At 70.4% G+C, this 7762-nt stretch carries 5 protein-coding genes and 1 riboswitch; of the genes, 2 read left to right on the forward strand and 3 right to left on the reverse strand.

The genetic code is table 11. The features are described 5' to 3' along the window. Positions 1-169: 169 nt before the first annotated feature. A riboswitch (TPP riboswitch) is annotated at positions 170-270 on the forward strand. Between the two features lie 59 nt (positions 271-329). Both GX414_16090 and GX414_16095 read left to right on the forward strand, forming a co-directional pair. Further along, a complete protein-coding gene (locus GX414_16090; protein NLI48622.1) occupies positions 330-1106 on the forward strand; it encodes a thiazole biosynthesis protein in 777 nt (258 codons plus the stop codon). Between the two features lie 247 nt (positions 1107-1353). Next, positions 1354-2322 carry a hypothetical protein gene (locus GX414_16095; protein NLI48623.1) on the forward strand — a complete coding sequence of 323 codons (969 nt, stop codon included), beginning with the start codon at positions 1354-1356 and terminating at the stop codon, positions 2320-2322. 119 nt (positions 2323-2441) lie between these two features. Here GX414_16095 and GX414_16100 read toward each other — a convergent pair whose 3' ends face one another. The 3 genes from GX414_16100 to GX414_16110 all read right to left on the reverse strand — a co-directional run. Beyond that, the gene (locus GX414_16100) at positions 2442-3266 is read right to left on the reverse strand and encodes a type III pantothenate kinase (protein NLI48624.1); all 825 of its coding nucleotides are present in this window, start codon (positions 3264-3266) and stop codon (positions 2442-2444) included. A gap of 253 nt (positions 3267-3519) precedes the next feature. Beyond that, complete coding sequence (locus tag GX414_16105) at positions 3520-5607, reverse strand: hypothetical protein (protein ID NLI48625.1); 2088 nt, start codon at positions 5605-5607, stop codon at positions 3520-3522. After that, positions 5604-7762 (reverse strand): hypothetical protein (locus GX414_16110; protein NLI48626.1); only part of this gene is annotated, 2159 nt, incomplete at its 5' end. The genes GX414_16105 and GX414_16110, both read right to left, overlap by 4 nt.

Consider the following 7762-nt stretch of genomic DNA (forward strand, 5'->3'; position numbering starts at 1 on the left):
AGGACCCAGAACCCAGGTCCGAGGTCCGATATCCGATTTCCGATTTCTGATATCCGCATGACGGGAATGAGTCTCGAGTCTCGAGTCTCGAGCCTCGATTACGATGACGAGCACGAGCGAGAGATACGCGCGGGATTGACACGGATGGCGGCACCGGGGCACAATGGCGAGGCACGGTTTGGGGTGCCCCGGCTGCGGCCGGGGCTGAGAGCACACCCACTGAACCTGATCCGGGTCATGCAGGCGCTAGGAAAACCGTAGCCAGCGAAAGCGGCTGCCTCCTGCGCGGCGCCCGGACGGGCGCCGCGACGCTTTTCAGGAGGATCGACATGGAAACGCAGGTATCCCGCGCCATTGTCCGGAGATTTTTTCAGAAGCTGGACGACCACCTCGTTGTGGATGTGGCCGTGGTGGGCGCCGGCCCGTCGGGCCTGGTGGCCGCCGCGCTGCTGGCCGAAGCCGGCCGGAAGGTGGCGATGTTCGAACGCACCCTCAAGCCCGGCGGCGGCATCTGGGGCGGCGGCATGCTGTTCAACGAGATCGTCGTGCCGTCGGATGCCCTGGCCGTCCTCGACCGGTTCGGCATCGGCCACCGGCCGGCCGGCGACGGCCTGCACACCGCCGATGCGGTGGAGGTCGCCGGCGGCCTGATCTTCGGAGCCGCGAAGGCCGGGGTGAAGATCTTCAACGCCGTCGAAGCCGAGGACGTGGTGTTCAAGGAGGGCCGGATCGCCGGACTGGTCGTCAACTTCGCACCGGTCCGCCGGCTGGGCATGCATGTGGATCCGCTGTTGGTGGCCGCCCGCGCGGTGCTGGACAGCACCGGGCACCCCAGCGAGGTGGCGGCCATGGCGGCCCGCAAGGCGGGCATCCGCCTCGAGACCGACACAGGCGGGATCGTGGGCGAGAAACCCGCCTGGGTGGACCAAGGGGAGCGCATGACCGTGGCGCAAACGAAGCGGCTCTACCCCGGTCTCTATGTTTCCGGGATGGCCGCCAACAATACCTCGGGCGGCTTCCGCATGGGGCCCATCTTCGGAGGAATGTTTCACTCCGGCGAGAAGGTCGCCCAGCTCATTCTCACGGACCTCGAAGCCGGCAATTGAGGGCGGCGAACGATTCTGACCGGCACACCGCCGGCGATCGCACCACACGGCGCGGAGCGGGCCCTCGATGTCAGCCCTGCCCGCCCCGCTCCGGCGACCTGTCCGGAGCAGCGGTTCGACAGCCGGATGTGGCGCCGCCCGGCCGACGGTCCCACCCGCCCGGTCGTCTCCCGCGTTCGCCGCCCCAGTGGTATAATTGGGCCGACAACGATATTCCGATGACCACAACCTGTCTTGGGAGGTGACCATGCAACTGGCATCTCGGACATGGGTTGGATCAGCCCCCACGGGGTTGTGCCTGGCCGCCCTGGCGGCGGTGATGTTCTGCCTGGCCGATGCGCCCCATGCAGCGCGATGGGAAACCGTGGCCACGGGGGGCAACACCGTGAACACGGCCGGCGGCGAAATCTGCATTGACTCGATGAAGCCCGGAGCCGCCTATATCTACCAGCCGCGGACCTACGGGTACGATCGGGACTACGCCGTCTCCTTCGATTTCCAACTGCAAGTTCCGGACGGCCACTGGCTGACGCTCTTCGACGATGGCTTCATCCATGTCGCCACCGACTGGGGCGCCACGATCACCCACTTTCAGACCGGGCGGCCCTACAACTGCGTGCCCCCGATCATGACGCTCGAACTGAACCGGTGGTACCACTTCCGGATTGAGGCCCGTCCACAGCAGAAGGCCTTCGACCTGTTCGTGGACGGCAAGCGGGTCGGCGGAGCGGTCAATCTGGAGCCCGGCGTGGCGGCCGCCCCGAACGTGCCCACAGGCAGCATCGAGCTGGGCGACTCGGAACCGACGGCGTATAACCGCGGGAAGGGTTGCTGGCGCAACCTGTCATGGACAGCGCCCGGCGGCGGACAACCTCCCCCGCCACCACCTCCTGCCGATCCCGGTTCGCTGGAAGGCGAATGGACCATCACCTGGCGGGGTTCCATCAACCAGACCCACACCCTGAGCTTCACCCGAAGCGGCGGCGGATTCACCGGCCGCTACACCGACATCAATGACGTTAGCGTCTTCACGGCATCCGTACACACCGGGCGCGGCGGCCGGGTGGTATCCATCCTGCAGAGTAACGTGACCGGCAACATCCGGGACGACTACTTCGCGGTCTATGGCGGGATTCTGCGGGACGGGGTGATCGAGGGCACCTTCTGCGACGTCCAGGGTCATCAAGCGGAGATTCGCCTGGTTCGCACACGCTGAGGGTGCCGGGACACGCCGGATGCCGATCGCTGTTGATCGGAAAGAGCTGTTGTTTCCTGGGGCAGGGTCGGTCCGAAGCATCGGCGACGAGTGTGCGGTCGGCCGGTGACGGCGCGGCGTCACTCCAGCGGCGGATCGGCTGCAGCCGGTGGGGCCGCGGTGCCGGTTCGGTTGAGCTCCCAGATGACCCTGAGGCCATGCAGGGACAGGAAGGCGTCGTAGCGGGTCACCGTGGTGGCGACCTGGGCGATGATGTTGAGCAGCCCGCCGGTGGCGACCACGGCTGGAGCGGCGCCCATGGCGCGGCCCATCTCCCCGCAGACGCGGTCCACCAGGCCGGCGAAGCCGTAGACCATGCCGGCGCGCATGGCGCCGATGGTGTCGCGGCCCAGCGCCGACTCGGGCTGGGCCATGTCGATCTGGGGCAGTTTGGCCGCGTTGGCCGACAGCGACTGCGCCGCCGACAGGATCCCCGGCGCGATGGCCACGCCCACGATCTCGCGCGCCGCCGACACGGCGACGAACGCCGTGGCTGTGCCGAACGACACAATGATCGCCGGCAGCGGGTAGCGGACGGCGGCGCCCGCGGCCAGGCAGAGCAGGTCGGAGCCGAGTTCCGCCGGGTGGGCCGTCCGCACCGCGACGCCGGCGTCCAGCCCGTGCCGGATCACCAGGCACGGCCGGCCGGTGACCTTGGCCACCGCCCGCTCCAGGAGCGGCAGCACCGGCGGGACCACCGACGACAGGGCCGCGCCGTCGAACGACCGGCTGTCGATCCCCTCGCCGGCCAGCAGCGCCCGGATGAGCACGGCGTACTCGTCCGAGGTCTTGTGGGCATCGGTGGCGATGCGGAAGTTGACGGCCAGCGCGTCGCCGCGGAACACGCCGAACTTGATCTGGGTGTTGCCGCAGTCCACGGCCAGGAGTCGGGTGGGTTCGGTCATCACGGGCTCCTCGGGAACATTGGACATACCTTACATCACGCGGCCGGCTCAGTCAATTCATCGAGACTCGAGGCTCGTTCCTGTTTCTGTGTTCGTGCTCGTGATCGTAATCGTGATCGTAATCGGACACCGGACTTCGGATTTTGGACAGCGGGTGTCGCCCCCGCACGATCTGACCCTATTCCAACAGCCAATAGCAGCAATCAGCTATAACCAAAAATTACTCCCATTGACCCATTCACCGATTCACCGTCTATCTGAGCTGTTGTCGCTCCAACAGCAATCGGGCGATCAGGGCCGTCCAGATGTACTGCCGGTTCCAGCCGGCCTGGCGGTCGTCGGCGGAGTAGAACTCCCAAAAGCTGTGGTTCGCCCTGAGCTGCCATGCCACTGTGGCCGCGACCCGGTCGGCCAGCTCCTTCGCCTCGCGGTGGAAGTGGTAACGCACCAGGCCGCGGAACAGAAGGTACTGCCACGGCACCCAGACGGGTCCGTTCCAGTAGCCCATGGGATTGTAGTCGGGATCGTCGGCGGCGAGGCTGGGCACGCCGAACTCCCGCCGGAACGTCGCCGGGTTGTTCACGTGTTCCCGCAGCCGCGCCGCCTGCTCGGGTGTGGCCACGCCGGCCCAGAGTGCCAGGAAGCCGATGATCTCCTTCACCTTCAGGTCGTCGGGCGCGTTCAGGGTGAAGTCGTGGTCGGCCTTGTCCACGTGGTAGTAGAAGCCGGTGGACGGATCCCAGAACGTCGCGTTGATCCGCTCGGTGCGGCTTCTGGCCTCGGCCCGCCAGCTCTCGGCTTCGCCGGCCAGGCCCAGCTCCGCCGCCATGTCGGCCAGGGCGTCCGCCTCGGCCACCAGCAGGATGTTCAGGTCGGCGGCCTCCAGTCGGTCGGGTTTGTCCACCCGGTCCCACACCGCCACGCGCGCGTCGCGCACCGATTCCAGCTCACCGTGACCGCCCCACTCGCAGAGGCCGTCGCCGTCGGTGTCGCGCTGCGCCGGCCAAAACCGGTAAAACTTGACGCCGGCGGCGTACGCCTCCGCCAGAAACTGCCGGTCGCCGGTCTGCCGGTACAGTTCCCGGTTCGTCCAGTTGAACCAGGGCGCCGCCGAGGTGGGGCGTCCGCCGGTGGGGATGGTCTCGTCCAGGTACGGACCGCTGCGGTAGTTGATGTAGCCGTCGGGCCCCTGCCGGTCGATGAAGACGCGCTGCGAGTCCAACGCGGCGGCCGGGTCCATGAGCGCGCCGGCGAGCATCACCAGGCTCTCGTGGAAGACCTGTCCGCCGTAGCCCCAGCCCCACCGCGGCTCGCGGGAGAAGACGTAGTAGTTCGTGCGGCACTTCCCCTCGGGGGGCATCAGGCACTGGCGGAACAGGCTGAACGCCTGCCAGTACACGGCCGCCTCGTCCGCCGACAGGCCCTTCGGCTCCGGAATCCGCGCGTAGGCGGCGGCCGATTCGGCCTCCGCCGCGACCAGGTCCAGCCCCAGCGCCACCCGGGCCGCCGCCTCGGTCTCCGCCGGCGGATCTCCCGCCGGCCCCGCCGCGCGGGCCACCCGCAGCCGTACCGCCTGACTCGGCGCGATCGCCAGGTTCTTCTGCAGCGCCAGCACGGGCGCGCCCGCCTCCGGCAGCCGCCGGCCGAGCTCCGGCTGGGCGGCGTCGGCGCGCCAGGCGGCCGCGCCTTCCGGCGTCGCCTCCAGCGCGTCGTAGCCGCCCCAGCCGTCGACCATGGCGTCCAGGAGCAGCATGTCCTGCTGGTCTTCCACGACGGGGATCTCGTGCTCGATCATCCACGCGTCGCGGGGTTCGCGGTGGCGGAAGGCCAGGCCGTCCCAACCCGACAGCAGCGCCGGCGCCTCCAGCCCGCCCGCCAGGCGGTGGAAGAGGGGGTAGACGGTTACGGCGGCGGTCTCCCCGCCGTCGTTGGTGAGCGTCACCTCGAGCAGCGCGGCGCGGGAGCTGTGCACCGCGAACACGAGGTCGAGCCGGACATCCCTAAATGGGCGGGCCGTGGCCCGCACAAGGTCGCTGTACGAGGCGATGATCACCGGTGGCGCCCAGTACTCCTCGAGCCGGTGGACCAGCCGGCCGTGGCAGCGGAAGGCGATGCCGAGGCTGCCGCCCGCCTCGCTGAAAAACTCGAGGCCCCGTCCGTCGTCGAACCACATGAACTGGTAGGCGTGGTCCAGCCGGTACTCCGAGCGCGCCGGTGCCGCGGCGTACGTGGTGAAGACCGGCGCGTCGCGGCTTGCTGACAGCGCGCCAGGCCAGCCGGTGGCCGCCGCCGGGGCGGCCAGCGCGGCGAACAGTCCCGCGAGAATCAGAGTGCGTCTCATCGCCGGCCGCCTTTCCGCCCGCCGGACTCCGGTTCGGGCGGCGGCGCTGTCAGGCGCACGGTCACCGTGTGGTCCAGCCACGGGGCGTCGCCGGACGGGAAGTCCACCACCAGCCGGACCGGCCCGCCGGTATCCGGCGCCCGCGCCGCCCCCTCCACCGCCGCGACGGTCCACGCGCCCGGCGCCAGCTCCAAGGTCTCCCGGCTGCCGGGACGCCCCTGCAGGCGCACGGTGAGTGCGCCGCCGGCGAAGGCGGTGTCCACCACGCGGAAGGCGCCCGAAACGTCGTCCGGCACCGGCCGGGGCACCGGCGGCACCAGTTCCGGCCCCAGGGCATGACGGATCTCCAGCGTCGTCCGGCGATAGACGCGGACGGTGATGTCCAGGCGGACGCCGTCGGGGCCTTCGGCTGCGCCGGCGTCGGCGAGGGCGCCGTCGAGGCGCACCCGGCCCACCCGCGTGCCGGCGGGGAGCAGCGGCCGGAAGCGGATCTCCAGCGGCGCCTCGCCCGTGTGGGTGAAGGTGTAGACGCTGGCGTCCGCGCGGCGCTCCAGCGTCAGATGCAGCACGTGCCCGCCCACGCGGAGCCGCTCCACGCTCACGCGGTCCCAGTGAGCCGGGAAGGCCGGCGCCAGCTCCACCCGGTGCGCCAGCGCGGCGGGGCGCAGGCCCAGCATCCCCTCGAGGACCGGCTGCAGCACCATGGTTTCGGACCAGCACTGGTGCGGACAGACGCCCGACGGCCGGTAGACTTCGCCGTCCATGACCTCCTCGACAAAGCCGCGGGCCCAGTGCCGGTAGATCCCCAGCGTGCCCATCAAATGAGTGAATCCCGCCAGCGGACGGCCGTGGCGATACTCGGCCAGGGCGGTCCATCCGGTGAAGAGCGGCCAGACGCTGCCGGTGTGGTAGCCGCGCGGGTTGAACAGCGCGCTGCGCGCCTCCACGATGCGCACCCCCCAGTCGGCGGAGAACTCGTTGCCCGCCCACCGGTCCAGCATGGGCGGCGCCTTGTCGGCGTCCACCAGGCCGAAGAGCATGGCCACCGCCGGCAGCACCGTGGGCTCGGCGTTGTAGCGTCCGTCACGGAGCTTGCCGTAGTACAGCGAACGGAGCGCACCGTTCCAGAAATCGGTGTTGATGCGCCGGCGCACCGCCAGCGCGGCCGCGCCGTAGCGCTCCGCCTCGTCGGCCAGCCCCTGCGCCGCGGCCATCTCGGCGGCGACCTCCAGCGCCGCGCCCCAGCACGCGGCCAGGTACAGCGTGGTGTGGGCGCCGTACAGGGCGCCCCCCTCCACCCAGCCGTGGCCCACCCGGGTGTTCTCGATAAGCCCGTCGCCGTCGGTGTCGGTGGCAAAGCAGAAGTCGAGCGCGCGCTTCAGACTCGGCCAGGCGGCGCGGATAAACGCCAGGTCGCCCGAGGCCCGCAGGTAGCGGCCGGCCAGCACCACGTACAGCGGCGTGGCGTCGGCGGCGTCGTAGTGGACGACTCCGCTGGTGGTGGCCTCGTGGAAGATCTTGCCGTCCGCGGCCTGGAAGCGTCCGTAGAACTCCAGTACCGACCGAACCGCCGCGAAGTCGCCGTAGCCGGCCAGCGCCAGACCGGCCCACTGGCCGTCGCGGCCGAAGTACCAGGCGTAGCCGGGCCGGCCGTTCACGGCGTGGCCGCCGTCCCAGCCGCCGGCGGTGGTGGCGAAGCCGGCCAAGAGCGACAGCCCCAGCCGGGGCGTGTCGGCGAGGAACCGGTCGGCGCCCACCAGCGCCCAACGGTAGCCCTCGTTGAACACCGGGTCCGGCGTGGTGACCGCGACGGACCGGGCCAGCAGATCGCGGGCACGCCGCGCCGCCGCCGCGTGGATCGTCTCGGGGTCGGCCACCGCCGCCCGGTAGGCCGCCTCGGCATCGGCGAGCCCCTCCCCGGACGCGGCCAGGATCAGGTCCAGGTTGTCGTTGGGCGCCAGGCGGAACCGGAACAGCGCACCCACTTGCAGCCGCTCGGTGGGCGTGCCGCGCCAGTCGGCCCCGCTCCCCCCGAAGCCATCGTAGCGGCCCGCCATCACCTGGAGGGGGCGGCGGTTGGCGCCGATCACCGCCGCCGCGCGCTCGCCGCCGTCCTGCACCAGCAGGGCGCCGAGGCCGTCGTCCCACGCGTGGG

The sequence above is a fragment of the Acidobacteriota bacterium genome (assembly GCA_012517875.1).
GTDB lineage: Bacteria > Acidobacteriota > JAAYUB01 > JAAYUB01 > JAAYUB01 > JAAYUB01.

Bases quoted from the DNA above. Each gene is read 5' to 3' on its own strand.
- GX414_16090 (NLI48622.1), top strand. From the start codon at position 330: ATGGAAACGCAGGTATCCCGCGCCATTGTCCGGAGATTTTTTCAGAAG.
- GX414_16095 (NLI48623.1), top strand. From the start codon at position 1,354: ATGCAACTGGCATCTCGGACATGGGTTGGATCAGCCCCCACGGGGTTG.
- GX414_16100 (NLI48624.1), bottom strand. From the start codon at position 3,266: ATGACCGAACCCACCCGACTCCTGGCCGTGGACTGCGGCAACACCCAG.
- GX414_16105 (NLI48625.1), bottom strand. From the start codon at position 5,607: ATGAGACGCACTCTGATTCTCGCGGGACTGTTCGCCGCGCTGGCCGCC.